Below are 24,506 nucleotides of genomic sequence, written 5' to 3' on the forward strand. Positions count from 1 at the left end.
CAGATCGGGCGATAGTGCTTTTGTAGGAGCGAGGGGGGGCGCCTAGCTCTTGCTCGCGAACCCGCTTGACGCGGGAGCTGCCGGTGAGTTTGTTCGCGAGCAAGCTCGCTCCTACAGGTGGCGCCGATCAGCGCGAGCGCGAGATCAATGACGGTTGTTCGGCGTACAGGCGCTTGTAGAGCGCCGAGAAATGACTGGAACTGGCAAACCCCAGGTCCAGCGCCAGGTGCGTGATGCTCTGCTGCGGCTCCTGCTTGAGCCGGCGGCGCGCCTCGGCCAGGCGCAGGCTGAGGAAGAACTGCTGCGGTGTGCTCTGGCAAATTTGCCGGAAGCAGTACTGCAAAGTGCGCTGGCTGGTGTTCAGGCTCTGGCTCAGTTCCAGCAGCGACAGCGGCTCGGAGAGGTCCGCCTGCATGCGTTCGATGGCCGCCAGCACCAGGCGGCGATGCTGCTGCAGTGAGCGTGGCGCGCCTTCGCGGTCATTGCCGGGGAGGATTTCTTCCAGCGCCTGCAGCACATGACTGAGCACCAGCGCCACGGCGTGCCCGGCCTGTTGCGGGTCGTCCACCCGCCACGGCTCACCTTCGAAGGCGGCGAGGGCGTCGCACAGGCTGCGGCGCAGGCCGCCGGCGCCGGTAGGCGAAAGCTCGAGGCGTCGTTGCTGCAGCGCGCGCTCGAACAGCTCGCGTTCCTCGGCGCCGAGCAGGCGTTCCAGCTGTGGCTGGCTGAAGGTCAGGCCGAGCATGTGGATCTCCCCGGCGGCGCAGATTTCCAGCTCGCGTCCGCCTTCGAGCACCAGCAGGGTGTCGTCGTGCAGGGCCTGGCCGTTGAAGCGCGAATCGGCACTGGCACTCAGCGGGATGCCGATCACCAGGTGGCCGGCGGGCGGCGCCATGTTCTCGTGCAGGTGTAGATTGGAGTGTTCGTAGATCAGCGAGGCGTCGGGCAGCTGCACATGCAGCAGCTCCGCCTGCAGGCGGCCGTGGCCGAGCTGGGTGTAGTCCTGGCTCCAGCCGGCGAGGGCGCAGGCCAGTTCATCGGAGTCGGTTGCCTGGTGGCGGGCGATGCCGGTCATTGCGGTTCACCTCGGTTGTAGGCCGAGTATCGGTCAGTGCTGGCGCGCAGGCTTGTGCCTGCGCGCCAGGGTGTTGCGGCGCTCTGCCAGTTTCAGCGGCCGGCGAGGTAGGCGGCGGCGAGTGTACAGGCGCGCTCGATCAGCATGGGCGCCAGTTCCCGGGCGGTTTCGCTGTTACGTCGGGTGTGCACCCAGCCCAGGTAGGTGGTGCCGCGCAGGGCAAGGAACAGCGGCAGCGCGGCGCGGTCGGCTTCGGACAGTAGCTTGACCGAGTCGTAGCCGGCCAGCAGCGCCGTCTGAATCTGCGCCAGGCGCGGGTCGTCCAGGCAGAAGTACAGCGCGGTGGCCAGCTCGAACATGTGCCAGCCGAAGCCGGCATCGTCGAAGTCGATCAGCTGCAGTTCGCCGCCTTCGAGCAGCAGGTTCTCCGGCACCAGGTCGGCGTGGATCATACCGAAGTTGCCCAGGTTGCGGCCGTAGCGGCGCAGGTCGAGGCGGGCTTCCTGTCGAGCTCTCTGCAGAAGCTCGCGTTGCCCATCGCTGAGCAGGTCCAGCTCCCAGAATCGCCCCCAGAACGGGTTGGCGCCGACAAGGCCTTCCTCGTCCCAGGCGTGCCGGGTGAATTCGTTGGGCTGGCGCCACTGAGCTGAATTCAGGTGAATGCGCGCGGCCACGGCGCCGGCCTGATGGAACAGCGCCTCGATGTCGCCGTCGGCGCTCAGGCCCTGTTCGGCGGAGCCCAAAGTGCTGCCGGACAGCCAGCCGAGCATGTCGACGAAGCGCGATTCCTCCAGGGCGGCGCTGCGTACCTCAGCGAGGTGTTCGCCGCTACGGGTGCGGATGATGCTCGGCACGCCGATGCCGCCGGCGGCCAGTTGCTCCATCCAGGTCAGTTCCGAGCGCAGCGCCGCTTCGCTGTGGTAGCCGCCGCGGTGTACGCGAAGGGCGCTGCGCGTGCCGTCGCTGCGGATGGCGCAGAACACCGCGTTCTCGCGGTACTTGAGCAGCTCCAGGCCGACGAAGTCGCCGTCCCAGTGGCGCAGGGCGTCCAGCGCCAGGTCGCGCAGGCAGGCGATCTGCTGGTTGTGATCAAGCTCTGCGAAACAAACCTTGGAAAAGTCGTTCATGGTGGCTCCTCAGAGTTCGCTCAGGACCTGGTCCAGGGTGTCGATGAACAGCTCGCCGTGCTCGGCCTCGAACACCAGTGGCGGGCGAATCTTGAGGATGTTGTCGTCACCGCCGATCTTGCTGATCAGCACGCCGCGCTGGCGCATGCTGTTGACGATGCGTCGTGCTTCGAGGCCAGCCGGCTCGCGGCTGGCGCGGTCGCGCACCAGTTCCACGGCGAAGAACAAGCCCTGGCCACGGACGTCGCCGATGATCGAGTGGCGCTCGGCGAGACGGTGCAGCTCGGCGCTGAGCTTCGCGCCTTGGCGCCGGGCGTTGCCTTGCAGGTCCTGCTCGGTGATCACGTCGAGCACCGCCTGGCCGACGGCCGCCGCCACCGGCGAGCCGCCGAAGGTGTTGAAGTACAGGTTGCTGCGGCCGAAGGCCTCCACGCGCTCGCGGTTGGTCACCACGCCCGCCAGGGGGAAGCCGTTGCCCATGGGTTTGCCGAGGGTGACGATGTCCGGCACCAGGGGGTGCGACTGGTGGCCCCACAGGTGGTCGCCAGTGCGGGCGAAGCCCGATTGCACCTCGTCGGTGATCAGCAGCCCCCCGGCCTCGCGCACCAGCTTCGCCACGCGCTCCAGGTAGCCGGCCGGCAGGCGCGGGATGCCTTCGTTGGCGAACAGGGTGTCGATCAGCATGGCCGCCAGGCCTACGCCGGCCGCCTGCAGCTCGGCGATGGCCTCGGCGACCTTGGCTACATAGCGGTCGGCTACCTGCTCGGGCGTGCCGTCGGCATGGTAGAGGCAGGGGATCGGCACGGCCCGCGCGTGGGCGGAGAACGGCTCGGAGCTGGGCAGCGCGGTGGTCACCGCCGCTAGCGTGGTGGTGTTGCCGTGGTAGTTGTAGTCGCTGACGATCACGCCCTTGTTGCCGGTGGCGAAGCGCGCCATGCGCAGGGCCAGTTCGTTGGCCTCGCTGCCGGTGCAGGTGAACATCAGGCTGTCCAGCGACTCGGCGAAAGTCGCGGTGAGGTTCTCGGCGTAGCGCACCACGCGCTCGTTGAGGTAGCGGGTGTGGATGTTCAGCGTTGCCGCCTGTTCGGCCATGGCCGTCACCACCCTGGGGTGGCAATGGCCGACGCAGGGCACGTTGTTGTAACAGTCCAGGTAGCGCTTGCCGGCGGCGTCGATGAGCCAGACGCCGTCGCCTTTCACCAGCTCCAGCGGCTCGTCGTAGAACAGCGGCGAGGCATCGCCCATGACCTGGTGGCGGCGTTGCAGCAGGGTGGGTTCAGACATTTTCGGCATTCTCCAGGGGCTTGCCGGCGCGGCTCGCGGCGCGCAGCAGGTAGTTGAGGATGAGGGCGGCGACCACCAGGGCCAGGGCGCTGAGCATGGCCACTTCCAGCTGGAAGCAGGCGGCGATCACCATCAGGGTCAGCAGCATGCCGATGCTGGCCACGACCGGGCCGCCGCGCAGGCGGAAGGGGCGCACCAGACCCGGTTGGGTGCGGTGCAGGCGCAGGTAGGCGGCGAACAGCACCAGGTGACAGCTGCCCAGCAGCAGGACGATGCACAGCAGGAGTTTTTCCGGCGGAACCAGGGTCAGCGGCAGGCCGATCACGGTCAGCACCAGCAGGGCGACATAGGGCGCGCCACGGCGGTTGGTGCGGGCCAGCGCGGCGGGGAAGAAGCCGTCACGGGCCAGGGCAAATAGTTGGCGGGAGGCGGAGAACACCACCGAGAAGAACGTCGCCAGCAGGCCGCACACGGCGCCCGAGCCGACCAGCAACGGCAGCCAGTCGCGCTCGCCGTAGAGCCCACCGTGGGTCATGGCGGCGTACAGCGGATCACCCGCGTTGCCGACCACTTCCACCCCTGCGGCGCCCGGCGCGCTGATCACCACGGTCAGCGCCGTCAACAGCAGGGTGCCGACGGCGGCGATGATCCCGCGCGGCATGCTGCGGCCGGGTTCGGCGGCTTCCTCGGCGGCGGAGGCGACCTGCTCCAGGCAGATGAACATCCAGATGGCGAAGGGTACGCAGGCAAATACGCCGCCGACGCTCACGTCCGGCAGTGCGCTGCCGGCGCTGGGCAGCAGGTTTTCCCAGTGCACGTGGGGCAGCATGGCACCGCCGAAGGCCAGCAGCGCGATGGCCGCCACGGCACCGGCCAGCAGGGTTAGCCCAAGAGCCTCGCCGACGCCGATGATGTGGATGCCGATGATCGCCGCGAACAGGCCGATGCGCACCGGCCAGCCGCCGAAGCCGAACACCGACTCCATATACGCGGCGAGGAAGTTGGCGGCCGCGCCGGTGCCAATGGTCAGCGCCAGCGCACAGGCCGCGCCGACCAGGTAGCCGACGAAAGGCCCGAAGGCCAACTGCGCATAGGCAAACACGCCGCCGGCGTGGGGGCGTGCTGTGGAGAGTTCGCATACGCACAGCGCCAGGCCGCCGCAGAGCACGGCCATGAGCAGCGTGGCGACGAGCATATTGGCCCAGCCGCTGCTGGCCAGGCCGTAGTTCCAGCCGGAGAACTGCCCGGCGATAACCAGTGAAATACCGAGCCCGGCGATCTGGGGCCAGCGAAGTACGCCTTGTTTGAGCATGTCGAGTGTCCCTTGCCTGTGAGTGATGAGGGGTGAACGGCAGTCAGCCGCGCGCGCCGGAGCGCAGCGGGCAAGGGAGGGCGCCGGCGGATGCCGACGGTTGGATGCGTGAAGTCATGGGGTGGCCCTTCTTGTTGTTTTGTGGGTTGCACGCGCCTGCCGTCAGGTGCGGCCGGCAGTGAGAAGGTACGAAGGGCGCGGGGTGGGGCGATATCAGAAATGCGCAAAGACGCAGGAGGGGCGTTGCATGCCGGTGCGGGTATGCCATGAACCCCGTGGCGTTGAAGTCACCATGGCGTCCGTTCGCGAGCGGGCTCGCTTCTACCGGCTGGGGCGTGGGAATGAGGAACCGGCCCGAAGGCCGGTTGGGTGTACAGCGCACAGTGCATGACGTGCGCTTGAGTGCCGGGGCTGAGATGGGGGGCTGACTGTGAGGCCGCTCGGACGCGGACAGGATTATCGTGAAGCGGATTACTGAATCGCCGCCACCGGTTGCCCGGCGAGCTGCCGACTTGCTGCATCCTGTGGTGCCGGGTTGGCCCAGTCGGCGGCCTTGAAGTCGCGACGGATCAGGCCGTAGGACTTCGCCGCCGTGATCGAGGCGTCCAGGCGACCGAGGAAGTCGGCGTCCAGCTTGGGCGAAAGCACCTCCAGCAGCGGGCGGCCCTGGTATTCGCTCTTGAAGATCACGGCAGGGTAGTTGGCCTGCTTGGATATCAGGTCGATGAAGGCATCGCGGTTGGCATCGGCGCTGGCCCATTGAACGGCCTGTAATTGCACCTTGAGCAGGCGCTCGACGATGTCCGGGTGGGCGTCGATGAACTCTCCGTTGCCCACCAACAGCGCCTGCAGGGTCCCGGCGCCGCCGAGGTCGTGGGTGCTCAGCGGGATTTCCGCCAGCCCCTTGTCACGCAGGGCGAACAGACCGGCCAGGCCCCAGGTGGCGTCGATCTGCTTGGCAGCGAGCGCGGCGAGGGCGGCGCTGAAGTCGAGGTTGATCACCTTCAGGTCCTTCTCGGTCAGGCCGGCGCTGGCAAGCGCGTTGTCGAACGACAGCTGGCTGGCGGTGCCACGGAAGATGCCCACGCGCTTGCCCTTCAGGTCAGCCAGGGTCTTGATCCCCGAGCCCGGCTGCACGCCCAGGTAATGGTTCACCCCGCGCGCCGTGGCGGCCAGTACACGGCTGTCCAGGCCGCTGGATTTGCCGATGATCGCCGCCAGGTCGCCCAGGTAGGCGAAGTCCACCTGGCCGTTGGCGAATGCTTCATTGACTACCGGGCCCGCCCCCTTGAAGAAGCTCCATTTCACCTGGATGCCGTCGGCGGCGAATTCCTTCTCCAGCAACTGGCGGGTGTAGAGGATGTCCGCCACACCGCCGCTGGAGTGGTTTTGCCCGGCGCTGACGTCGGGCACGGCGATGCGGATTTCCCTCACCGGGTCAGCGGCCTGGGTGACCAGCGGATAGGCGCCGAGCAGGCCGGCCAGCACCGGCGCAGCGAAAAGGGACAGCAATTGATTGGTGAGGGCCTTCATGGCGCCTGCCTCCTGCAGTGGGGGAGCGCATGTGGCTCCGGCGCCAGCACTAAAGACATGAGGCTGTCCATCAACAAAATAATAAAAATGCATTTTTTAGGAATTATTCGAGCTAAGCGAGAGATCACAGGGCCTCGAGGGAAGATGCCCGTAGGGCATAAAAAATATTCGGCGAATGCATTGGATGAGCACCGGGACCTTCCCTTAAATGGCCCGTGCTAGCTCATAAATGCATTGATATAAATATTTATATTCCAATGAAGAATATTACTAAGCCGTATCGCCTTGCTCTTCCAAACCCCCGTCTGAGGCCTGCGGCCCTAGGCTGGCGTGGCTTCGAACCCTTGTTGCCGTGGTTGGTGCCGCTGGCCATTGCGGTGCTTTGGTGGGCCGCCAGCCATCGTCATTGGATGTCCGCGCAAATCCTCCCCACCCCCGAACTGGTGCTGCAGGCCGGACGAGAACTGCTGACCGGCGAGCTCTGGCAGCAGTTGGGCGTCAGCCTGAAACGTCTGCTCTGGGGCCTGCTGGCCGGCATCCTCAGCGGGCTGGCACTGGGCGCCTGGCTCGGCTTCAGCCGCCGCGCCGAGCGTCTGGTGCTGCCCACCTTCACTGCCCTGGCTCAGGTTCCGACCCTCGCCTGGATTCCGCTGTTCATGCTGTTCTTCGGTATCGGCGAACTGCTCAAGCTGGTGGTGCTGATCAAGGCCATCATCGTGCCGGTGACGCTGCACACCCTGGTCGGCGTACGTGATTCCCAGCCGCGTCTGCGCGAGGCCGCCGCCGTGCTGCGCCTGCCGCGCAGGCTATTGCTGTGGCGACTGATCCTGCCAGCGGCGCTCCCGGCGTTCCTCACCGGTGTGCGCCTGGCACTGGCGCAGGGCTGGACCTCCTTGCTGGCGGTGGAGTTGCTGGCCTCCAGCGAAGGTATCGGCTACCTGATGGTGCAGGCGCGCCAGTTGTTCATGCTCGACATCGTGTTCGTCTGCATCCTGGTCATCGGCCTGGTAGGCGCGGCTATGGACCGTGGCATCCAGGCACTGGACCGACGTCTGGTGCACTGGCCGCAGCAGGCCGCAGGGGAGTTCCGACGTAGTGGCGCGGGGCAAGGGTGGGAGCGCCTTGAGCCATGGCTGCTGCCATTGGCCCTGTTGGCGATCTGGCAGGCGGCGAGCACCCTGGAATGGGTCGATCCGGCGATTCTTGCCAGCCCCGCGTCGGTGGCTGTCGCGTTGTGGGATGGCCTGCTGGACAACAGCCTGACCGTCGCACTGCTTGCCAGTCTGCAACGCACGCTCGCCGGCTTGCTGCTGGGCGGTTCGCTGGGCTTCTTGCTCGGCCTCGGCCTGGGCTTGTGGCGCCCGGCGGAACGACTGCTTGGCCCGTCCTTCGCGGCACTGCGGCAAGTGGCGATCTTTGCCTGGGTTCCACTGCTCACGGCCTGGTTCGGCTTGGGTGAACTCGCGAAAGTCGTGTTCGTCGGTCTCGCCGCCTTCTTCCCGTTGCTGCTGGCGACCCAGCGCGGCATCGCCAGCCTGCCGCCGCAGCTGAGCGAGGCGGCGATCGCGTTGCGCCTTTCGCCCTGGCAACGCCTGCGCCGGCTGGTGTTGCCGGGTGCCGCGCCCTCGGTGTTCGCCGGGGTGCGCCTGGCGCTGATCTATGCCTGGCTCGGAACCATCGGCGCTGAGTACTTCATGCCTTCGGACGGCGGCATCGGCAGCCTGATGATCGGCGCGCAACAACTCTTCCGCATGGACCTGGTCGGCGCCGGCATGTTGCTGGTCGGCCTTACTGGAGCCTTGCTGGCCGCTCTCGGCCAGCGCATCGAAGCGCGGGTGACGCGCTGGAGACACGCATGAACGCATTCGCATCCCAGGCGCTGGTGAGCTTTCGCCAGGTCGCCAAGAGCTTCCCCGTGGATGGCCGCGAGCTGCAGGCCATCGAACGTTTCGACCTGGAGATCGCCGACGGCGAATTCATCGCCATCGTCGGCGCCAGCGGCTGTGGCAAGTCCACGCTGCTGCGCCTGCTGGTGGGGCTGGATCGCGAATTCCAGGGTGAGATCCGCATCGACGGCGCGCTCATCGATGGCATCGGCGGCGAGCGGGGCATCGTCTTCCAGGAGCACCGTCTTTTCCCCTGGCTGAGCGTGGAGCAGAACGTCGCCCTCGGCCTGGTCAACGAACCACTGAGCGAGACCGGCAAGGCCGCCAAGGTTGCCGATTACCTGCAACTGGTGGGTCTGACGGCGTTCGCCCGCGCCTATCCGCACCAGCTGTCCGGCGGCATGGCACAACGAGTGGCGATTGCCCGTGGCCTGGTCGCGAGCCCGCGCATTCTGCTTCTGGACGAACCCTTCGGCGCGCTGGACGCGCTGACTCGTCAGCAGTTGCAGGAAGAGCTGCTGCGCATCCGCCAGCGCGAGCGGATCACCACGGTGCTGGTGACCCACGACGTGGAGGAGGCGCTGTTCCTGGCTGACCGCGTGGTGGTGATGGCGCCGCGGCCGGGGCGCATCAAACGCATCGTCGAAGTGCCGCTGGTGCATCCCCGCGAGCGCGGCGGCTACGACTTCCTGCGCCAACGCGAGGCGCTGCTGCACGAGCTGACGGGCGAAGGTGACTATGTCGCGCCTCAGCTCAAACGGGTGGAAGACCTGCCGTTCGAGTTCATTGCCTGCTGATCCAAACAACCCACCCTTGTAGGAGCGAGCTTGCTCGCGAAGCTCTTCGACCAGGCCACTCTGGAATATTCGCGAGCAAGTTCGCTCCTACGAAAAGCCAACCTACCGAGTCCGACCATGAGCAAACGCCCCAACTTCCTCGTCATCGTCGCCGACGACCTCGGCTTCTCCGACCTCGGCGCCTTCGGTGGCGAGATCGCCACGCCGCACCTGGACGCCCTGGCTATCGAAGGCCTGCGTCTGACCGATTTCCACACCGCGCCGACCTGTTCGCCAACGCGTTCGATGCTGCTCACTGGCACCGACCACCACATCGCCGGCATCGGCACCATGGCCGAGGCGCTAACCCCGGAGCTGGAGGGCAAGCCGGGCTACGAGGGCTACCTGAACGATCGCGTGGTGGCGCTGCCAGAGCTGCTGCGCGAGGCGGGTTACCAGACCCTGCTCTCGGGCAAATGGCACCTGGGCCTGAAACTGGAGCAAGCACCCCACGCGCGCGGCTTCGAGCGCTCCTTCTCGCTGCTGCCGGGCGCGGCCAACCATTACGGTTTCGAGCCCCCCTATGACGAAACCACCCCGCGCATCCTCAAGGGCACGCCTGCGCTGTACGTCGAGGACGACCAATTCATCGACGAGTTGCCGGCGGACTTCTATTCCTCCGACGCTTTCGGCGACAAGCTGATCCAGTACCTGAAGGAACGCGACCAGAACCGACCATTCTTCGCCTACCTGCCGTTCTCCGCGCCGCACTGGCCGCTGCAGGCGCCCAAGGACGTGGTGGACAAGTACAGGGGGCGCTATGACGCCGGCCCGGAGGCGCTGCGCCTGGAACGCCTGGAGCGGCTCAAGCAACTGGGTCTGATCGACGCCGACGTGAAGGCGCATCCGGTCCTGGCGATCAGCAAGGAGTGGGCGCGTCTCACCGACGACGAGAAGGCGAAATCGGCGAGGGCCATGGAGGTCTACGCAGCGATGGTCGAGCGCCTGGACTGGAACGTCGGCCGCGTCGTGGAATACCTGCGCCAGCAGGGCGAGCTGGACAACACCTTCGTCCTGTTCATGTCAGATAACGGCGCCGAGGGAGCGCTGCTGGAAGCCTTCCCGCGCTTTGGCCCGGACCTGCTGAGCTTCCTCGATCAGCACTACGACAACAGCCTTGAGAATATTGGCCGCGCCAACTCCTACATCTGGTACGGCCCGCGCTGGGCGCAGGCGGCCACGGCGCCGTCGCGGCTGTACAAGGCCTTCACCACCGAGGGCGGCATTCGTGTGCCGGCGCTGGTGCGCTACCCGGCGCTGCAGCGCCAGGGCGAGATCAGCCATTCGTTCTCCACGGTGATGGACATCACCCCGACTATCCTCGACCTGGCCGGCGTGCGCCATCCGGGCAAGCAGTGGCATGGTCGAGAGGTGGCCGAGGTGCGTGGCAAGTCCTGGCTTGGCTGGCTCTCCGGCGAAACAGAACAGGCCCACGACGAGAAGACTGTCACCGGTTGGGAGCTGTTCGGCATGCGCGCCATACGCCAAGGCGCCTGGAAGGCTGTGTATTTGCCCGCGCCGGTCGGCCCTGCCACGTGGCAGCTCTACGACCTGGCCAGCGACCCGGGCGAAACGCAGGATCTGGCCAAGAGCGAGCCGGCGAAGCTTGAGGCCCTGATCGAGCACTACAAGCAGTATGTCAACGAGACCGGTGTGATCGACGCGCCGCCACCGTTCCTGGCGCGCTGACAGCGAGCTTCACAGCGCTCCCTCGCACCTTCTTTTGGGAAGAGAACCGGCGGCCGCCCGACTGCTCGGACTGACGGCGGCCACCGGAATGCACTTTCCGTCGGCTTGGCGACGCTGGCCGTCTATCTTATCGGCTCATGTCCCTATCGGCTCATGTCGGCCCGTCCTTGAGGCCCTCCTGTTGGGCGGCGGACAGGTGGGGTTCCTGCCGGCTGTCCTCCGGTTCGATGTCCACCAGTTCTTCCAGTGACTCCTCGCGGGTCACTCTGGGATCGGGGTCGGGGGTATCCAAGGGGGTTTTCATGCTCACCTCGCTTGTCAGGCCTGCTTGCCGGCCAGTGCGCGCAGACGTGCACCGGCGACCACCACCTTGCGCGGCCGGTGGGTCGGGTTCACCGGGACGAAAGTCTGCATTTCGATGCGCTTGAGGAACCAGTCGACGTTGTCCTCCTCCAGCGGCCCTTCGACGGTCATCAGGTCGCGACGGATGCGCTCCACAAGGTTATTCAGCAACACGGCGTTGGACTGTTCTTCCTGCTGGATAACACGGGAGATCAGCGGCTTGCCCCTGGCATTGCGCAGGTTGATCAGCAGTGTGCCATCGGGCCTGGTCGTGAACTGTGGGCGGTAGTCGCTGAACAGGTGGCTCAGGTGTTCGATGGCAGTGTCGCGGCAGCTGGACATGTCGATCCCTCCCGATGGTAGGCAAAAGCCAGGACCTGGCTTGAGCCAGGAACCTCGCATCAGCCGTGCCAGGCCCGGGGCGACTGTTTCATCCGCTTAACAGGTTGTTATTGCTGGAGATCGCCACGGCGTACTGGCCTTTGGCTGCTTGCAGGATGCACGGTCGCACTGCCAAGGGGCTGGAAAATGCACGGCCAGGTGCGTCGCCGCCTTTCTCGCTACGCTGACAGGCCTTCCGTCAGAAACACTCGTCGGGTCCGAAGGGTGCCGTCTCGCCACCGGCGCCGCCAGCGCTGGCGATGCGCGTGGCATTGCCGGTGCACCGCGTTGCCTGGGCCAATCGCCAGCATTTCCCTCGGACAAGTCAGCGGGCAGGGTTGAGCCAGGGAAAGGAGGTGGCCATGACGCAGTTCCGACGCCTGGACGTGGAGGCGGTGCTCCACGAAGCCTATCCACTGTTCAACTTCTCTTGTTACCGGGAGGAGGGTGGCCGCTATTCAATCCGCTTCAGCAGCCAGCTGGCAGACATGCCCTCTACCACCGTGGTCGGCATTCACGGTGACGAGCTGAGCAGCGCCAGGCGGGTGCGTAGTCTTGGCCTGGAGCTGATCGACAGCTTTATCGATTAGGCTGTACCGCTGTGCACGGCGACCGGCGCAGCTGCCGCCGGTCACCGTCCGGGCGTCATTGCTGATTTCGGCTCAAGGCGCAGACCGCTGCGAGCAGTCCCGCGGCGGTGGCCAGCACTGCGACGGTTTGCCAGGGGTGCTCACCGGCATACTCGCCGCCCGCCCGAATGGCTCGGCGGCTACGTTGAATCAGGTGATCGCTGGTTTCGCGGCTGTTGTCCACCAGGTCCCGAAGCCTCGTCTTGAACGCTGGGAGCTGTTCTGCCGTCAGGTCCCGGCTGCTGGTCAGCAGGGATTCCAGGTCGTTCACCAGGGATTGCAGCTCCTGCACGCCACTGTTGCGGGTAGAGGGGAACCATCGATAGCTGCCCATTGATTGTCTCCTTGATTGTTTCTGGTTGAAATTCGGGGACCGGTTGTGCATTCGGCCATCGATCCGCCATTGGCGTCGGGGCGCGCTGCCCCGCGCGTTGGCGGATCTGCCGGTCCCTTCGAGAGAGCGTGCATACCGCCGGTCGTTCACTGATTCTGATGAGTGGAACCTGACGGTTCGCTTCGAGCGTGCTTGAGTGCAAAGGTCGCTCGCCGGCTCTTTTTTGCCGTTGTTGGAGGCTGTGCAGGTGCGACGATTGGTGGCAGTGCGCGGGGGAGCGCAGGGACGTTCGCTTATGCGAGGATGCCGCCCGCCACGCCATGAGCACTTCAAAAGACCGGGAGACGACTCCGATGCAGATCCGTGACTTTCGTGATGACGACATGGACCGGGTGCTGGATATCTGGCTGCGAGCTTCGCAGCAGGCCCACAACTTCATCGATACCGATTTCTGGCAGCAGCGTTTGCAGGACATGCGCGATGTCTACCTGCCTGCCGCCGCCTCGCGCGTCGTCGAGAGCGACGGCTGCGTGATTGGTTTCTACAGCCTGCACGACGGCGCGTTGGCAGCGCTGTTCGTCGCCCCGGAATGCCAGGGCAAGGGGCTCGGGTCGCACCTGCTGAGCGACGCCAAGGTTCACTTGCCGATGCTGGAAACCGCGGTCTATTCGGCCAATGCCGGTGCGGTGGCGTTCTACCAGCGGCACGGATTCGAGGTGCTGGAGGAACGCGAGGACGAACACACCGGGCATCCTGAGAAACGCATGTGCTGGACGGCGCGTCCGGCGGTGTGCGGATGCTGAAGAAAGCCGCTGCCGTTTTGTTGCTGGCCATTGCCGGCCCAGTCCTTGCCATGGATGGCAAGGGCAACGCTTCCGATCACTTCACCGTCGGCACCAGCCTCGGTACGGCCGCTATCAGCGAGTCCAGCAGTCAGGCGCCGCGCGCCTATCAGCAGGCCCATGATGACGCGCTGGCCTATGTCGCCTCCGCTGGATACATCCATGGTGCTCAGTTCGAGCAGGCCCTTCGCCTGTACCGAAGCGAGCACCCGCAATCGCCCTTGAGTGACTTGCAGCTGGCCCAGGCCATCGCCAGCCAGGGCTGAAGGTTTTTCTACATCCAGATAAGTAATCCGGCTTTCATTCGTGAGCTGGAATCGGAAGCAGAAGCTCGAAGGCTGTGCGCGCCCCGTAAAAAAGCCCCTTGCCCGGTGACGGACAAGGGGCTTCGTTGTACCGGCTCGATGGCTACCAGAACCCCCCGGCATGCCGGCTGGACGCGTAGTCCAGGTGCAGGGCGAAGGAGCTCTGGAAGAACTCCAGCAGCCGGGTATCCAGCACCATTTCGTTGAGTGAAGCGAGCGATCCGATCACCTGCTGCACGTCGGCTTCGGTCTCGCCGCAGCGGTTCTCGTGGCACAGGCGCTGGGTCTGCGGGTCGGCGCTGATACGGCAGATGCATTCGGCGTCGTAGCACGAGTGGCGGGCCTTCAGGCGCAACTCCGGCAGGTCGCGGCGGCCCTCCAACAGCTCCACGCTGCATTCCAGGCCGTGCTGGCGGGCGAATTCGCTGGCGCGGGCAAAGGCTGGCAGGGCCACCTCCACCAGGGCGCTTTGGTAGGCACTGGAGAAACTCTCCGGGTCGTCGCTCATCCGCGGTCTCCTTTGCAGGTTGCACGATGCCCTGCCGCCAGGCGGCAGGGGTTGAGTGATGGACCACGGATCACGCGCCATTTGCAAAATACAGGTGGACTTTCCGCCGAGCGGTCGGCAGTGCTATTCCCATGCCGGCAGGACTAATAGCTGGCGTCGGGAAGTAGTCCGTTTCGGCAATTGAGCTCTTCGCGATAGATGTCTCCGGCAAGATCGGGATGCGAAAACACAGAAACGTGCGCGCGGCGCTCGACGTTGGGCTTTCAGTCGAGCAAACCCCGTGCCCTGGCATTCACCACCACCTCGGTGCGCCCCTGCGCACCGAGCTTGGCGTTTATGTTGCGCAGGTGCGACTTCGCGGTGAACGCGGAGAGGAACATCTTCTCGGCGATCACCTTGTTCCAGTGTCCGGCGGCCAGCGGGCAGATCATCTGGATCTCGCGGGTGGTCAGGCCTTCGCCGACGGCGCCGGCAAGTCCGTCTTCGTCGGTATCTGCAGCGCCATCCAGCACCTGGCGGGCATGAATGATTCGAAAGTGATCGTTGCGATCAGCAAGGACGAAGAGACGCCGATCTTCCAGGTCGCCGACTACGGCCTGGTTGCCGATCTGTTCGAGGCAGTGCCGGAGATCCAGGCGGCGATCTGGAAAACAAGCAGGGGCGCGAGGGGAGGCCCGACCCTGGCGCATTGGCTCGGCGGTGCGAGGCCGCCGGCAACGCGGCGGTGGCGCCAGTAAAAATTTAATGCCCGGCACACCGGCAACAACGACGGACTGCTCCTATCTTCTGAAGATATTTCCTGCAAAAGAGTGCCTTCATGGAAGCATCCGGCAAGAAAATGACCCTGACCGGGCTCACCACCCTGGTCGCGGTCAACATGATGGGCTCGGGCATCATCATGCTGCCCACCAGCATGGCCCAGTTGGGGGCGATCTCCCTGCTGTCGTGGATCATCACCGCCGTCGGCTCGATGGCCATTGCCTACTGCTTCGCCCAGTGCGGCATCTACTGCCCACGCTCGGGCGGGATGTCGGCCTACACCGAGGAGGCCCACGGCAAGTCGGCGTTCTTCCTCTGCTCCTACCTGTACTTCCTGTCGCTGGCCATCGGCAACGTGGCCATCGCCATCTCTGCCGTGGGATACCTGACGCCCTTCATTCCCTGGCTGGGCACCGGCGCCATGCCGCTGTTCATCGGCAGCGTAGCGCTGATCTGGCTGACCACCCTGGCCAACTTCGGCGGGCCGAAGGTGACTGGGCAGATCGGCTCGATCACCGTGTGGGGTGTGATCATCCCGGTCGCGGGGCTGTCGATCATCGGCTGGTTCTGGTTCGACAAAGAGGTGTTCGACGCCGCCTGGAACCCGAACAACATCGCCATGAACGACGCCATCACCCAGAGCATCCCGCTGACTCTCTGGGCCTTCCTCGGCATGGAGTCGGCGGCACAGAACTCCGACGCCGTGGAGAATCCCAAGCGCAACGTGCCGCTGGCCTGTCTGCTGGGCACCCTGGGCGCGGCGGTGGTCTACGTGCTGTCGACAACGGTGATCATGGGTATCGTGCCGAATGCCGAGCTGGCCAATTCCAGCGCGCCGTTCGCCTACGTCTACGCACAGATGTTCAATCCGATGGTGGGCAACATCATCATGGCGCTGGCGGTGATGGCCTGCGTGGGCTCGCTGCTGGGCTGGCAGTTCACCCTGGCGCAGACCGCCAAGGTCACCGCCGACCGGCGCATGTTCCCGCGTCTGTTCAGTAAAGTGACGCTGCTTGGCGCGCCGATCCTCGGTCTGGTGGCCAACGCTGCGCTGCAGAGCGCGATGGCGGTATCGACCATTTCTCCCAACGCGTCGGAGCAGTTCGGCAAGCTGGTCAGCCTGGCGGCGGTGACCAACATCGTGCCTTACATCACCGCGCTGTCGGCGTTGCTGGTGATCATGCAGAAAGCCGGCGTGACCGGTTACGCGCACCACCGCAACGTGGCGGCGTTGCTGGTCGCCATGGCCTACAGCTTCTACGCGCTGTATGCGTCGGGGATGGAGGCGGTGTTCGGCGGCATGCTGGTCACGGCGGTGGGCTACCTGATGTTTGGCTACATCGCGGACCGTTTCATCGATCCACAGGCGAAGCTCAAAGCGGAGGCTCAGACATGAAGCGCTGGTTCAACCTCGCCCTCGTCATGCTGGCCGCCGCGCTGCCGCTGGTGGCCCCGGCCCAGACGCTGGAACGCATCCGGAGCAGCCACACCCTGACCCTGGGTTACCTGCCGAAGCGTCCACCATTCTCCGCCAGCGAAGGCGAGGCCGCCGTCGGCTACGGAATCGACCTGTGCCAGAAGGTGGCAGACCAGCTGCGCATCCAGCCAGGCCTGGCGCAGATGCGGGTGCGCTTCGTCCCGCTGAGTGAGGACAAGGCTCTGGAAACGGTGGGCGCCGGCGGGGTCGATCTGCTCTGCAGCCCGATGGTGGAAACCCTCAAGGCGCGGCAGAGCCTCGATTTCTCCCTGCCTGTCTACACCGCCGGCCTGGGCGTGGTGGTGCGCAAGGATGCGCCGTTCTTCCTGGTGCGCTCGCTCAATGGTGAGGTGGACAAGAGCGGCCCGACCTGGCGCGCCACCCCAAATCGCGGCCTGGCGGACTACACCTTCGCGGTGCCCGGCAATACGCGGGTGGAAACATGGGTACGGGAAAAGCTGCGTCTGCTCAAGGTGCTGGTCAATGTGCAGACGGTGGCAGGCCCGGCTGAAGGCGTTGACGCAGTGGCCGCCGGCAAGGCCGACGCCTTCTTCTACGACCAGATGGCATTGCGCAGCCTGGTAGAGCACAGCGCGGGCAAGGCCAACCTGATGGTGCTCAGCCGTCGCTTCGAGTTCGCGCCCGTGGCGCTGGTGATGCCGCGCGGTGATGAGGACTTCCGCCTTCAGGTGGACACGGCGTTGAGCGAGCTCTACCGCTCCGACGCTTTCGTACCGCTCTACAGCAAGTACTTCGGCGCGCCGAGCGAGTTGGACCAGAACCTGTTCAAGGTCTATTCGCGGCCGTAGGCGCGGGTGGAACTACCAGCGGGCACTTCGGTGCCCGCTGGCGTTTCAGGGTTGCGCGAGCAGATGGGCATTGGCGTTGATCAGCGTCTGTGCGACCTCCACCAAACCGTTAATGGCGAACTGAACGCCCATGCACACCAGCAGGAAGCCCATCAGCCGCGAGATGGCGTCGATTCCGGACTTGCCAGTGGCCTTCATGATCAGGTCCGAGGCGCGCAGGCAGCCCCAGAGGATCAACCCCGTGCAGAGGAAGATCAGCGGCGGTGCGACCAGGATCACCCAGTGCGGGAAGGTAGTGCTGTGCTTGATGCTGGACGCGGAGCTGATGATCATCGCGATGGTGCCGGGCCCGGCCGTGCTGGGCATGGCCAGCGGAATGAAGGCGAAGCTGGTGCGTTCGGGCAGGTCTTCACGGGAGACCGGGGAGGGCATGGGGGCGGGAAACAGCATGCGTCCGCCGATGATGCAGAGGATGCCGCCGCCGGCGACGCGCAGGCCAGGAATCGAGATGCTGAACACCCCCATGATGAACTCGCCGATGTAGTAGGTCAGCGTCATGATGATGAACACGTAGCAGGCGGTCAGCAGCGCCTGCTGGTTCTTCTCTTCGCGGCTGAAACCCTGGGACAGGGCGAGGAAAAGGGCCACCGTCGTCGGTGGATTGATCAGGGGCAGCAAAGCGAGCAGCCCAAGTAGGATAGCGTCGAACAAACTGCTCATGGTCGGGCGTTTCTCCGCTGGTGTCTGGCAGCAGTGAGTCTAGGCGCGAATCTGCAAACCGCCGGCAAGCCGGCATCGCCGCGGTGCGGGCGCTGATCTACGCTGTACCACGAAGGTTGCCGCTTCGCTTGAGCCTTGCAGTACTCGCCAGGAGCCTTTCCCTGATGTCCGAAACCCCGTCGCGATCCCAATCCGGCTTCGACTGGCAGCGCTGGCTGCCTGGCCTCGTCACCCTGCGTCATTACCAGGCAGGCTGGCTGCCCCGTGACTTGGCCGCCGGCCTGGTGCTGACCACCATGCTGGTGCCGGTGGGCATCGCCTATGCCGAGGCTTCCGGCGTACCGGGCATCTACGGCCTGTACGCAACCATCATCCCGCTGCTGGCTTACGCGTTGTTCGGGCCGAGCCGGATTCTGGTGCTCGGCCCCGACTCGGCGCTGGCCGCGCCGATCCTCGCGGTGGTGGTGCAGTACGCGGCGAGCGACCCGCAACGGGCCATCGCCATCGCCAGCCTGATGGCCCTGGTGTCCGGCGCGGTGTGCATGATCGCTGGGCTGTTGCGCCTGGGTTTCATCACTGAACTGCTGTCCAAGCCGATCCGCTACGGCTACATGAACGGCATCGCGCTCACGGTGCTGATCAGCCAGTTGCCCAAGCTGTTCGGCATCAAGGTCGACAGCGAAGGGCCGCTGCGGGATATCTGGCACCTGGGGCAGGCGCTGATGGATGGGCGCGCCAACTGGACGAGCTTCGCGGTGGGCGCCGGCAGCCTGGTGTTAATCCTGCTGCTCAAGCCCTACAAGCGTATTCCGGGCATTCTTATCGCGGTGATCCTGGCGACGCTGGCGGTCAGCCTGTTCGACCTCGGCAGCCAGGGTGTCAAGGTGCTGGGGCAGTTGCCGCAAGGGTTGCCGTCGTTCGCCTTTCCTTGGGTGACCGATATCGACCTGCTGGAAGTGGTGCTGGGCGGTGTCGCGGTGGCGCTGGTTTCCTTCGCCGACACCAGCGTGCTGTCGCGTACCTACGCGGCGCGGCTGAAAAGCCCGGTGAACCCCAACCAGGAAATGTTCGGCCTTGGCGTGGCTAACGTCGCCTCCGGACTGTTCCAGGGGATCCCTATCAGCAGCAGTTCCTCGCGCACCCCCGTGGCGGAGGCCGCCGGCTCGAAAACCCAGCTCACCGGCATCATCGGCGCGCTGGCGGTGACGCTTTTACTGTTGGTGGCACCGAACCTGATGGAGCATCTGCCCAACAGCGCGCTGGCTGCCGTAGTAATCGCCGCTGCGCTGGGTCTGTTCGAGTTCGCCGACCTCAAGCGCATCTACCGCATGCAGCCCTGGGAGTTCTGGCTGTCGATCAGTTGCTTCGTCGGCGTGGCGGTGTTCGGCGCCATACCCGGCATCTGCATCGCCGTGGTGATCTCGGTGATCGAGTTCCTCTGGGATGGCTGGCGGCCGCACCATGCGGTGCTCGGTAGAGTAGACGGGGTGCGGGGTTATCATGATGTAACGCGTTATCCGAATGCCTGGCGCATCCCCGGCCTGGTGCTGCTGCGCTGGGATGCGCCGCTGTTCTTCGCCAACGCCGAGCAGTTCCAGAACCAGGTGCTGGCGGCGCTGGACGAGTCACCGACGCCGGTGCAGCGGCTGGTGATCGCCGCGAGCCCGGTGACCAGCATTGACGTGACTTCCGCGGACATGCTCGCCGAGCTGGACAAGGTGCTGGAGCAGCGCGGCGTCGAGTTGCAGTTCGCCGAGATGAAGGACCCGGTGAAGGACAAGATGAAGCAGTTCGAGCTGTTCGAGGGCCTGGGCGAATCGGCGTTTCACCCGACGCTGGGCGCTGCGGTGGATGCCTACCTGGCTGACTCCGGTGTGGACTGGAAGCCCTAGGTCGCGCGGGCCCGTGCGCGGCGGCCGTCGATCCAGATGAGCATGCCGCTGGCGTAGAGCGACACCGCGAGGAACAGCGCCATGCGGATGGCGAAGGCGCGGTAGACATCCTGGCCGCCGGCGCTGTCCGCCACCGACTGGCCGAGCAGGATCAGCATGGTGGTCAGGCAACTGACCCAATACGCCGGGCTCTTGCGCGTGGCCACCGCGGCATACAGGCGGCGCCCTTGCCAGAGAGTGACTAGCAGCACCCAGAGGAAGAACATCCACAGGTGCACGAACAGGCTCAGTGCGCCCCAGACCAGGATTGCCAGCACGCCGGCCAGCAGGGTGGAGCCGATCAGCTCGCGGCTGGCGTGGCGCGCGCGGGTTTCCCCGGCCTGCTGGCCGAGGCTCACCGACTTCATGATCAGCGGCATGAAGCGGTCGGGCGCGATGATCGCCAGCAGGAAGGCTGGCATCACGATCAGCACGGCTCGCAGGGCGATCCAGGCGGCATCGTCCTCGCTGGGCAGAGGCGGGGCAGGGGGCGAGGGCGCATTGGCCGGCTCCGGGAGCAGTGCATGGGCGACAGCGGTGCTCAGCACGGCCAGCAGCATCCCCTTGGCCAGTGCCTCGACCACCGACAACGCCAGCGTGAAATCACTGGTGCCGGCGGCGGCGATCATGGTCAGGCCGATCACCAGCAGATTCGCCAGCAGGCCGTTGCCACCACGCAGCGCATAGCGGAAAACGCAGTACAGACCGACGCCGACCAACAGTACGCCGCTCAGTGGCGCGTGGCGCAGCAGTGGGATCAGCAGCAGGCCGATGCCGCAGCTAAGCATCACCAGTACCGCCAGGGCCGGGGCCGCTTTGAGCGGCAGTGCCTGGGCGCGCATCGCCAGCAGGAGCACGGCAAGCACGGGGGCGAGGAACGGGATGGGCATGCCGATGCCATAGCTGGCCGCCAGGCACAGCGCCGTGCCCCATGCCAGCCGGAGAGCCCGGCGGCGCCGCAACTCAATAGGCATACGACAGCCAGCTCATTAGCCACATGAACACGCGGCCGAGCAGGTTCAGCGGATTACCTTCGCTGGGCAGCGCCATGACTTCGGCCTGGCCGCCCACGCGCAGGCCGGCCGGGCTTTCCAGCTGGTCGCGGTCCAGCTCGACAATCACCGGGAAGCGCTGCGCCGAGCGCAGCCATTCGCGGCTGTTCTGCACCGTCGGCAGCGAGCCCGGCGGCGTACCCTGGCCGACACTGACGCCGTAGCCGATGCTGCGAATGCGCCCCTTGAGCAACTCGCCGGGCAGCGCATCGAGCACCACCAGCACCGGTGTGCCGTTGCGCAGGTGGCCGAGGTTGTTCTCGGTCATGTCGGCGCTGATCCACAGGTCGTGGATGGCGATCAGTGTCATCACCGGGCTGCCGGGGCCGACGTAATGGCCGACGTCCGTGCGCAGGTCGGTGATCAGGCCGTCGGAATCGGCGCGGACCGTAGTACGGGCGAGATCGAGGCGGGCCTTGGCAACGGTGGCCGTAGCGCTGCGCAGCTGGGCATTATCTTCGTCATGTCCGCCTTGCTGTTCGCGGGCGCGCTCGACTTCGGCGCGGGCTGCCGCGACCTGGCTGGCCGCCTGTTCACGGGTTGCCTGCGCGGCTTCCAGCCGGCGCACGGAAACCGTGCCGGGGTCTTCCTGGTAGAGCCTTTGCAGGCGCTCGGCATCTTGCCGGGCCTTGCGCTCATTGGCCTGGGCGGCGGCAAGCGAGGCTTGGGCGGAGTCGATGCCGGCAGTGCTGGCACCGATCTGTCGGCGTACCGTGTCCAGGTCCGCCTCGGCGCGCTGCAGGGCGATGCGGTATTGCTCCTGATCCAGTTCGAAAAGCACGTCGCCCTTGCGCACTTCCTGATTGTTGCCCACCGCCACGCGCTTTACCGGGCCGGCCACCTCGGCGCTCACCGCGACCACGTAGGCCTGCAACCGCGCCTGCTGGGTATAGGGAGTGAAGCGATCGGCGAGCAGGTACCAGACCAGGCTGACGACGATCAGCAGCAACACCAGGCGCATGCCGCGATCCGGCGCGGACTTGCCGGGGGCGGGGGGCGAGCGCGGTGCCGGCGGGGTAGCTGGGGTGTCACTCATTTCGGGATTCCTTCGTCCTTGGCGGCTGGGGAGGGCTCATCGAGCAGGTCACCCCAGTCGGTGCGTTGCTGCATCTGTTGCCGGGTGGCGGAATCGATGGGCGCGCGCTGGCTGTCCCAACCGCCGCCGAGCGCCTTGTACAGCGCCACCAGGCTGCTAACGGCGTTACCGCGGCTGACGAGGTAGCCGTCCTGCTGTTGCAGCAGCAATTGCTGGGCATCGAGCACGCGCTGGAAGTCGGCGAAACCTTCGCGGTACTGCGAACTGGCGAGGTTCAGCGAGCGCTGCGCCGCCTGCGAGGCCTGTTCGCGGACACCGGCGCTCTGCAGTGAGCGCACCAGGCCACTGGCGGCGTCGTCGGCTTCGCGCGCGGCGTTGCGCACATCCTGCTGGTACAGCTCGATCAGTTGCTGCAGACGCGCATCCTCCACGCGCACGGCGTTCTTGCGCCGGCCGTAGTCGAAAGGATTCCAGATCAGGCTCGGGCCGGCGGCGAGGTTGAAGCTGTCGGGCAGGTTGCTGGCCGAGATGAAGCTCCAGCCCAGACTGCCGATCAGGCTCAGCGACGGGTACAGATCGGCCTCGGCGACGCCCACCAGGGCCGACTGCGCAGCCACCGCCTGTTCGGCGGCGCGGATGTCCGGGCGGCGCTGCAGCAGGCGGGCCGGCACATCCTGGAGGATCGCCCCGTTGGGCATCGGCAATTGGCCGTGGCGCGCGAGCAGCTCCGGCATCTCGCCCGGCGGGCGGCCGAGGAGGGCGCAGAGGATGTTGCGCAGAGCGTTCACCTGGTTCTCGAATTCGGGGATGGTCGCTTTGGTCGCCAGGTACTGGGTACGCGCCTGCTGCCAGTCCAGCTCGTCGTTTTCTCCGTGGCGGAACAGCCGCTCGGTGATTTCCAGGCTGCGCTCCTGGCGCCTGGCGTTCTCGCGGGCGATATCCAGGCGCGCCTCGGCGGTACGCAGGCCAAAGTAGGTGTCGGCGACCTGCGCGCGCAGCAGCACCATGGCGTCGGCGTAGTTGGCCTGGGAGGCGAAATACACCGCGTCAGCCGATTCGATGGCGCGGCTGAAACGTCCCCAGAAGTCAATCTCCCAGCCGATGTCGAAGCCGACGCTGGATTGCCAGAACACCGAGTCCCGTGCGCTGGGCGCACCGTGCTGGTTCTGCTTGAGGTAGAGGCTGTCGGCGCTGATCTGCTGCAGCTGCGGATAACGCCCGGTCTCGGCGATGGCCAGTTGTGCGCGCGCCTCGGCGATGCGCAGGCCGGCCACGCGCAGGCTGGTGTTGTGCGCGTCGGCCTCGGCGATCAGCGCATCCAGGGTCGGGTCGGCGAACACTGTCCACCAGCGGCTGAAATCCGGCGCGGCCGCACGCTGGCCGGCCTGGTCCAGCAGCGGCGTGCTCCAGTCGTTCAGCCACGGTTGTTCCGGCTTCTGGTAGTCGGGGCCGACCTGGGTGCAGCCGCCCAGCAGGGCGGCGAGGATCAGGGTGCAGCGTCTGGCACGCTCTGGCATGGCGATCCCTGGGTCATTCGGACGGAATGGCGGGCTTGTCCATCTTCGGTACCTGCTGGTCCACCCATTGCCAGAACAGCTTGTAGGTCACGGCGAGGATCACCGGGCCGAGGAACAGGCCGATGATGCCCTTGACCACCATCCCGCCGAGGGCGCCGATCAGCACCACTGGCATCGGTACGTCGACGCCACGGCCCAGTAGCAACGGCTTGAGCACGTTGTCGGCGAGGCCGGCGACGAAGATGTAGATGGCGAACACGATGGTCGTGCCGGTGAAGCCTTCGGTGCTCAGCACATAGATGATCACCGGCAGGGTGATGAGGCTCGCTGGCGCCTGGGCGATGCCGAGCACCAGTACGATCAGCGCCAGGATGCCCGCGCCCGGCACGCCCTTGATGACGAAGCCGATGCCGATCAGCAGCATCTGGATGAAAGCGATGCCGATCACGCCCAGAGCGACTGCGCGGATGGTGGCGGTGCACAGCGCAGCGATGTGCACGCCTCGTTCCGCTCCAGAAATCCGCAGGGCAATACGCTGCGCGGCAATGGTGCCCATCTCGCCAAAGGCCATGATGATGCCGGAGATGATGATCGCGCCGATGAATAGCAGGAAGGCGCCGCCCGCGCTGGCCGCAGCGCCCAGGAGCATGCGCCCGGCGTCCTTGAGGTTGGGCATCAGGCTGCGCAGCACATCGCTCAGGCTATGCGAAGCAACCAGCCAGAAGTCGTACACGCGCGGCCCGATCAGCGGCCATTCGGCGACCGAAGGCGAGGGAGCCGGTACGCTCAAGGTGCCGCTCTTGAGGATCGCTCCGACGCTGTCGACCGAGTCGGCAATGGACGTCGCCATCAGGTAGATCGGCGCGATCAGGACCAGCAGCACGAAGAGCACGATCAGTGTCGCCGCGTGGCCGTCTTTCAGCCCGGTGCGCGCCTTGACCCAGCGCAGCACGGGGTAAAGGGTGACCGCGAGGATCACCGACCAGAGCATCAGCTCGAGGAACGGCTGGAACACCTCGAAGGAAAAGATCACCAGAGCGGCCACCAGCCCCGCCTTGATGAGTATGTCGAGCATGCCCTGGGAAAGGGCTCCGTCGAGCTTGAATCCTGGTTGCATGGTTC

At 65.9% G+C, this 24,506-nt stretch carries 24 protein-coding genes and 1 pseudogene; 10 read left to right on the forward strand and 15 right to left on the reverse strand.

Annotated features, from left to right (window positions below; translation table 11 throughout):
- Positions 1 to 127 precede the first annotated feature (127 nt).
- The 5 genes from ACIPK7_RS16255 to ACIPK7_RS16275 form a co-directional block, all read right to left on the reverse strand.
- Positions 128 to 1,075, reverse strand: coding sequence for a helix-turn-helix domain-containing protein (locus tag ACIPK7_RS16255; RefSeq protein ID WP_192432575.1), 948 nt, complete (start codon positions 1,073 to 1,075; stop codon positions 128 to 130).
- Between the two features lie 92 nt (positions 1,076 to 1,167).
- Entirely contained in the window at positions 1,168 to 2,202 is a 1,035-nt protein-coding gene (locus ACIPK7_RS16260) for a phosphotransferase enzyme family protein (protein WP_401088883.1), read from the reverse strand.
- 9 nt (positions 2,203 to 2,211) lie between these two features.
- Positions 2,212 to 3,486 carry an aspartate aminotransferase family protein gene (locus tag ACIPK7_RS16265; RefSeq protein WP_401088885.1) on the reverse strand — a complete coding sequence of 425 codons (1,275 nt, stop codon included), beginning with the start codon at positions 3,484 to 3,486 and terminating at the stop codon, positions 2,212 to 2,214.
- Complete coding sequence (locus tag ACIPK7_RS16270) at positions 3,479 to 4,798, reverse strand: amino acid permease (RefSeq protein ID WP_401088887.1); 1,320 nt, start codon at positions 4,796 to 4,798, stop codon at positions 3,479 to 3,481. The genes ACIPK7_RS16265 and ACIPK7_RS16270 overlap by 8 nt, the downstream gene beginning before the upstream one ends.
- Before the next feature lie 471 nt (positions 4,799 to 5,269).
- Positions 5,270 to 6,331, reverse strand: a complete 1,062-nt coding sequence (locus ACIPK7_RS16275) for an ABC transporter substrate-binding protein (protein ID WP_192432571.1) — start codon at positions 6,329 to 6,331, stop codon at positions 5,270 to 5,272.
- A 257-nt stretch (positions 6,332 to 6,588) separates the two neighbouring features.
- Between ACIPK7_RS16275 and ACIPK7_RS16280 the strand changes: the two genes are divergently transcribed.
- The 3 genes from ACIPK7_RS16280 to ACIPK7_RS16290 all read left to right on the forward strand — a co-directional run bounded on the left by ACIPK7_RS16280 (position 6,589) and on the right by ACIPK7_RS16290 (position 10,742).
- On the forward strand, positions 6,589 to 8,190 hold the full coding sequence (locus ACIPK7_RS16280) for an ABC transporter permease (RefSeq protein ID WP_401088889.1): 1,602 nt from the start codon (positions 6,589 to 6,591) through the stop codon (positions 8,188 to 8,190).
- Complete coding sequence (locus ACIPK7_RS16285) at positions 8,187 to 9,014, forward strand: ABC transporter ATP-binding protein (protein WP_192432570.1); 828 nt, start codon at positions 8,187 to 8,189, stop codon at positions 9,012 to 9,014. Before ACIPK7_RS16280 ends, ACIPK7_RS16285 begins: the two co-directional genes overlap by 4 nt.
- 117 nt (positions 9,015 to 9,131) lie before the next feature.
- Entirely contained in the window at positions 9,132 to 10,742 is a 1,611-nt protein-coding gene (locus ACIPK7_RS16290; protein WP_401088891.1) for an arylsulfatase, read from the forward strand.
- Between the two features lie 151 nt (positions 10,743 to 10,893).
- On the opposite strand, the gene ACIPK7_RS16295 is transcribed toward ACIPK7_RS16290, so the two are convergent.
- A complete protein-coding gene (locus ACIPK7_RS16295; RefSeq protein ID WP_401088893.1) occupies positions 10,894 to 11,046 on the reverse strand; it encodes a hypothetical protein in 153 nt (50 codons plus the stop codon).
- A 14-nt stretch (positions 11,047 to 11,060) separates the two neighbouring features.
- On the reverse strand, positions 11,061 to 11,426 hold the full coding sequence (locus ACIPK7_RS16300) for a DUF3509 domain-containing protein (protein WP_401088895.1): 366 nt from the start codon (positions 11,424 to 11,426) through the stop codon (positions 11,061 to 11,063).
- Between the two features lie 401 nt (positions 11,427 to 11,827).
- Here ACIPK7_RS16300 and ACIPK7_RS16305 point away from each other — a divergent pair, with 401 nt between their 5' ends.
- Positions 11,828 to 12,055: a hypothetical protein gene (locus ACIPK7_RS16305; protein WP_401088897.1), complete on the forward strand. Its 228-nt coding sequence runs from the start codon at positions 11,828 to 11,830 to the stop codon at positions 12,053 to 12,055.
- 55 nt (positions 12,056 to 12,110) lie between these two features.
- Here ACIPK7_RS16305 and ACIPK7_RS16310 read toward each other — a convergent pair whose 3' ends face one another.
- Positions 12,111 to 12,428, reverse strand: coding sequence for a YqjD family protein (locus ACIPK7_RS16310; protein ID WP_401088899.1), 318 nt, complete (start codon positions 12,426 to 12,428; stop codon positions 12,111 to 12,113).
- 353 nt (positions 12,429 to 12,781) lie between these two features.
- Here ACIPK7_RS16310 and ACIPK7_RS16315 point away from each other — a divergent pair, with 353 nt between their 5' ends.
- Positions 12,782 to 13,231, forward strand: a complete 450-nt coding sequence (locus tag ACIPK7_RS16315; protein ID WP_401088901.1) for a GNAT family N-acetyltransferase — start codon at positions 12,782 to 12,784, stop codon at positions 13,229 to 13,231.
- Complete coding sequence (locus ACIPK7_RS16320; RefSeq protein WP_401088903.1) at positions 13,225 to 13,536, forward strand: DUF2388 domain-containing protein; 312 nt, start codon at positions 13,225 to 13,227, stop codon at positions 13,534 to 13,536. The genes ACIPK7_RS16315 and ACIPK7_RS16320 overlap by 7 nt, the downstream gene beginning before the upstream one ends.
- 142 nt (positions 13,537 to 13,678) lie before the next feature.
- Here ACIPK7_RS16320 and ACIPK7_RS16325 read toward each other — a convergent pair whose 3' ends face one another.
- Both ACIPK7_RS16325 and ACIPK7_RS16330 read right to left on the reverse strand, forming a co-directional pair.
- Entirely contained in the window at positions 13,679 to 14,083 is a 405-nt protein-coding gene (locus ACIPK7_RS16325; protein ID WP_192432564.1) for a hypothetical protein, read from the reverse strand.
- Positions 14,084 to 14,346: 263 nt separating this feature from the next.
- Positions 14,347 to 14,595: a response regulator transcription factor gene (locus ACIPK7_RS16330; RefSeq protein ID WP_401088905.1), complete on the reverse strand. Its 249-nt coding sequence runs from the start codon at positions 14,593 to 14,595 to the stop codon at positions 14,347 to 14,349.
- Between ACIPK7_RS16330 and ACIPK7_RS16335 the strand changes: the two are divergent.
- From ACIPK7_RS16335 to ACIPK7_RS16345, 3 genes and pseudogenes are all read left to right on the forward strand, one after another.
- Positions 14,563 to 14,727 (forward strand): annotated as a pseudogene (locus ACIPK7_RS16335) (electron transfer flavoprotein subunit alpha/FixB family protein); the annotation flags it as partial. The gene ACIPK7_RS16330 and the pseudogene ACIPK7_RS16335 overlap by 33 nt on opposite strands.
- A gap of 173 nt (positions 14,728 to 14,900) precedes the next feature.
- The gene (potE, locus tag ACIPK7_RS16340) at positions 14,901 to 16,238 is read left to right on the forward strand and encodes a putrescine-ornithine antiporter (RefSeq protein WP_401088907.1); all 1,338 of its coding nucleotides are present in this window, start codon (positions 14,901 to 14,903) and stop codon (positions 16,236 to 16,238) included.
- Positions 16,235 to 17,128, forward strand: coding sequence for an amino acid ABC transporter substrate-binding protein (locus ACIPK7_RS16345; protein ID WP_401088908.1), 894 nt, complete (start codon positions 16,235 to 16,237; stop codon positions 17,126 to 17,128). The genes potE and ACIPK7_RS16345 overlap by 4 nt, the downstream gene beginning before the upstream one ends.
- A gap of 45 nt (positions 17,129 to 17,173) precedes the next feature.
- Here the strand turns inward: ACIPK7_RS16345 and ACIPK7_RS16350 are convergent, their stop codons facing one another.
- A complete protein-coding gene (locus tag ACIPK7_RS16350; RefSeq protein ID WP_192432560.1) occupies positions 17,174 to 17,848 on the reverse strand; it encodes a MarC family NAAT transporter in 675 nt (224 codons plus the stop codon).
- 164 nt (positions 17,849 to 18,012) lie between these two features.
- On the opposite strand from ACIPK7_RS16350, the gene ACIPK7_RS16355 reads away from it, so the two are divergent.
- A complete protein-coding gene (locus ACIPK7_RS16355; RefSeq protein ID WP_401088909.1) occupies positions 18,013 to 19,740 on the forward strand; it encodes a SulP family inorganic anion transporter in 1,728 nt (575 codons plus the stop codon).
- Here the strand turns inward: ACIPK7_RS16355 and ACIPK7_RS16360 are convergent.
- From ACIPK7_RS16360 to ACIPK7_RS16375, 4 genes are read right to left on the reverse strand one after another with little or no spacing between them, the layout of a single operon-like run.
- Complete coding sequence (locus ACIPK7_RS16360) at positions 19,737 to 20,753, reverse strand: DUF2955 domain-containing protein (RefSeq protein WP_401088910.1); 1,017 nt, start codon at positions 20,751 to 20,753, stop codon at positions 19,737 to 19,739. The two genes, ACIPK7_RS16355 and ACIPK7_RS16360, sit on opposite strands and share 4 nt — an antisense overlap.
- On the reverse strand, positions 20,743 to 21,867 hold the full coding sequence (locus tag ACIPK7_RS16365; protein WP_401088911.1) for an HlyD family secretion protein: 1,125 nt from the start codon (positions 21,865 to 21,867) through the stop codon (positions 20,743 to 20,745). The genes ACIPK7_RS16360 and ACIPK7_RS16365 overlap by 11 nt, the downstream gene beginning before the upstream one ends.
- Positions 21,864 to 23,384: an efflux transporter outer membrane subunit gene (locus ACIPK7_RS16370; protein WP_401088913.1), complete on the reverse strand. Its 1,521-nt coding sequence runs from the start codon at positions 23,382 to 23,384 to the stop codon at positions 21,864 to 21,866. Before ACIPK7_RS16370 ends, ACIPK7_RS16365 begins: the two co-directional genes overlap by 4 nt.
- 13 nt (positions 23,385 to 23,397) lie before the next feature.
- Positions 23,398 to 24,501 (reverse strand): AI-2E family transporter, encoded by a 1,104-nt coding sequence (locus ACIPK7_RS16375; RefSeq protein ID WP_401088915.1) that lies wholly within the window; start codon positions 24,499 to 24,501, stop codon positions 23,398 to 23,400.
- Positions 24,502 to 24,506: the final 5 nt, after the last annotated feature.

Source organism: Pseudomonas sp. NPDC086581 (genome assembly GCF_044746165.1).
Classification (GTDB): domain Bacteria; phylum Pseudomonadota; class Gammaproteobacteria; order Pseudomonadales; family Pseudomonadaceae; genus Pseudomonas.